This window comes from Streptomyces murinus (assembly GCF_002154555.1).
GTDB lineage: Bacteria > Actinomycetota > Actinomycetes > Streptomycetales > Streptomycetaceae > Streptomyces > Streptomyces murinus.
On record NZ_MUNF01000763.1, the window covers coordinates 1 to 674 of the forward strand.

A 674-nucleotide genomic window follows, 5' to 3' on the forward strand; every position below is an offset into this window, starting at 1 on the left:
AGGAGGACCCCTCCGGCCGCCTGGACGAAGAGGCGCAGCAGATCGTGGACGCGATAGCGGCCGGAGGGGTCCTCCTGGAGCAGCCCGGCGTCCACGAGCGAGCTGAGCACCAGGGCGCCGGGGGCGCTGGGCGAGCCCCGTCCGAGTCCCGGGGGCGGCTCACCCGACCCGCCGCTCCCGACCGGCAGCGGCAGCGGACGGCCACCGGACGCAAGTGCCGCGGCCGGTGCGCCGGTGGCGATCGCCCCGTGCTGCCCGTCGGGTAATNNTCCTGCGGTACTCGGCGAGCGCCTCGGCGCGGCGGCCGGAGCGGTAGAGCGCCTCGACGAGCAGCGCGGACAGCCCCTCGTGCCCGGGGTGGGCGCGCACGGCCTCACGGGCCTCGGGGATCAGCTCGCGGTGCCGGCCCAGGCGCAGCTCGCCGTCGAACACCCGCTCCACCGCGAGGAGTCGTTCCTCGGCAAGGCGGGGCACGAGGTCGCGGTGGATCTCGTCCGAGTGCACGTTCGTCAGCAGGGGTTCGCCCCACAGCGCGAGCGCGGCGCGGGCGAGCCGCAGCGCGGACTCCGGGTCGTCGGCGGTGTACGAGCGGGCGAGCAGCTCGCGGAAGTGCAGCAGATCGAGGGTGCCGGCGTCGGCGTACAGCCGGTAGCCGCCGGGCACCGCCTCGATGG

The 674-nt window shown here is 76.2% G+C and carries 1 protein-coding gene; it reads right to left on the reverse strand.

What is annotated here, in order from left to right; translation table 11 throughout:
- Window positions 1–159 precede the first annotated feature (159 nt).
- On the reverse strand, window positions 160–663 hold the full coding sequence (locus CCN72_RS34540; RefSeq protein WP_425276199.1) for an AfsR/SARP family transcriptional regulator: 504 nt from the start codon (window positions 661–663) through the stop codon (window positions 160–162).
- Between the last annotated feature and the right edge of the window lie 11 nt (window positions 664–674).